Origin of the sequence: Lacinutrix sp. C3R15, from assembly GCF_018860825.1 — a bacterium.
Taxonomy (GTDB): Bacteria; Bacteroidota; Bacteroidia; order Flavobacteriales; family Flavobacteriaceae; genus Oceanihabitans.
This window is the reverse complement of the sequence record NZ_JAHKPZ010000019.1, coordinates 1-2,431: the sequence shown is the minus strand read 5'-3', so window position 1 is coordinate 2,431 and position 2,431 is coordinate 1. Positions and strand designations below refer to the sequence as shown.

General features: G+C 29.8%; 3 protein-coding genes. All 3 read right to left on the bottom strand.

Annotation, left to right across the window (positions count from 1 at the left end; translation table 11 throughout):
- Positions 1–32: 32 nt before the first annotated feature.
- Positions 33–491, bottom strand: a complete 459-nt coding sequence (locus KO494_RS07800) for a hypothetical protein (RefSeq protein ID WP_215967046.1) — start codon at positions 489–491, stop codon at positions 33–35.
- Positions 492–496: 5 nt separating this feature from the next.
- Positions 497–961, bottom strand: a complete 465-nt coding sequence (locus KO494_RS07795) for a hypothetical protein (protein ID WP_215967045.1) — start codon at positions 959–961, stop codon at positions 497–499.
- A gap of 133 nt (positions 962–1,094) precedes the next feature.
- Positions 1,095–2,431 (bottom strand): DUF6602 domain-containing protein (locus KO494_RS07790; protein WP_215967044.1); only part of this gene is annotated, 1,337 nt, incomplete at its 5' end.

Here is a 2,431-nt window from a genome sequence, read left to right as displayed (position 1 = left end):
TTAACTCAGTTCTTTGTTGCCCACAGTATTTTTTATTCAGTTATCCAAATCGCAAAACTTAAACCCTCTTCTTCATCAAAACTCAACATAGCAGGATTTTTATTCTCACTCCAATGTCTGCTTAAATATCCAAATTCAATTGCATCTTTATCATCGGAAGAATATTTTCCATTTCCTAAATTGTCATTACCATAAATTTGGTAAAGATTGTTTATTAATTTTTCTATTCGTTGAAATTCAAAATCTCCAAATACAATTGGTTCGTTGGTGAAAATAATATTTTTGTTTGGAAGTCCTTTAAAAGTTTTCACGTCAATACAATCAAAAAGTCCAAATTCAAAATCATCTTCTTCAATAAACATTTTGGAATAAGTTCGTACTTCATTTCCATCTACAAAAATTGGTTCTCCTTGTTCATAAAATTCAGAATTTGGAATCGAAGATAAATCGACTTTAAATAACTTTTGGATTTGGTTTATTTGTTCGCTCATTTTTATTAGTCGTTCATTTCAGGATTTAAAACTCCGATTGCAAAATGTTCCATTTGGATTACGTTTTCCGAATCAGTTGAGTAAAATTTGAATCTTAATTCGGTTTTAATCATATGATTGATTTTTGCTTGAATTGTTACAAATTGTTCCTGTGTTAAAATTCCTTTAGTTATTAATTGATGCTTTGTTTCCTTTTTTAATGGCGGAAAATCTGTTTTCAGAACTTGACTCAATAAAATTCTTATAAATTTTCTATTAAGTGTATGACTTCGATAATCAGAAGCTAATTCACGAAGTCTTGTTTTTCCATTCCGATTTGTTTTTCCGATATAAATCACTTTCTCACCTTGAAAAATAAAGTAAATCCCACAACTTTTTATCTTTTTAGTTTGTTCATAATTCAAGAAATCAGATTGAATAGCTAAATCTAATTCGCCTGACAAATGTTCAATGGTTTGCTGGATTTTCATATTGTGGGCAACGTTGTTGTATATGGTTTGTTGCGTGTTTCAAGCAACTAATTTAGTAAATAATTACCAACCAAGAAAGTCCGCGAGGACTTTCGTAAGTAGGTAAGAAGCCAGCAATAAATTATATACGGTGTTATATGCTGGCCTGTTTCAGAATCCAATTTGACATTTCTCCACTTTTGTTTTCTCCGATATAGGTTTTTCCGTCAGTTCCAAAACTAATAATTGGTAAATCCATTAATAGAAGTATTTCATTTCCTTCTTTATAAGCAATTCTTTTTCTTGTTAGATCTTTGACAAAATCTTCTAAAGTAGTTTTTTCTTTTTCTAAATACTCAATAAGTTCCTTGTCGCACTTAATTTTATGAGTATTAATTAATGTAAAGAGTATTGTCGATTCGACTTTGTTTACCTCAATTGGTTTCCATTCTATTGAAACTAGAGGTTTGGAAAGTTCTTTTTTTGTCAGACCGTGATAATTATATTCCCAACCATACTTCACTTCGTCCATTTTTCTTTCTTTACAATTTAAGAAAGGATGAAACGCATCTAAAGCAAAATCATCTCCAAATATTTCAGAACTTAAGCCAAATCTGTAACTTAATCTTGTCCATATCATCTCCAATAAAAGATACATTGGTCTATTGTTCGTTGTTTGAAGTATTTCCCAATAAAATTGATTGTCTTTCTGAATAGGATATCCAAAAGGCATTCCAATATTCTTTATAATTGAGTTTTCTCCGCAAATCATTAAGTCTGGAAAGCTTATAGGATTATAACCAGCTCTTGGCCCATCTTTCACTAATTCCTCTAAATGATTTACAAAACCTTCTCTCAGTCCGTATTCAGATTTATAACTTTCATAACCAATCAAAATCCGAATGGGCCAAAATGATTGCATTAATAAAAAATGAAACATCATTTGTTCTCTCCAAGATTTTGTAACAATATCTTTGGTTGAAGGCATAACTTTACCCATAAGTAGTTTATATGAATCCGATTGAATTCTTCTCATATACATTTCGCCATCTCTTGGTTCAGCTGTATCTATTACCGATTTTAAATTTTGATGGGCATCATCAAGTGCACTTTTAAATAGTTTTTTCTTAACTTGAATAACACCAATAACATCTTTTATATGATATTTAAATTGATTTGAAAATGAAATTTTTTGCCCATCTCCTATAACAATCATACAGTCCATTTCTTTACTTAAAACTTCACTATCATTATAAATAAAACTGTTATTCACAATTTTAATATTTAAGCCTTTAAAAATAGAGCGATTTAATAATTCAGAAGTCAAACCTTCAAACATATTTCCGATGGTAACGGTATGAGTTATATCTCCATCTTTTGAAGCAATTTCGTTTATTCCTTTTTTTTTAAATTCTTCTAAAAATTCTGAAACGGTTTCTATCATTAATTGGTGTGGTTTGTGGCTTGCATATAACGTTCTCGTGTATGGAA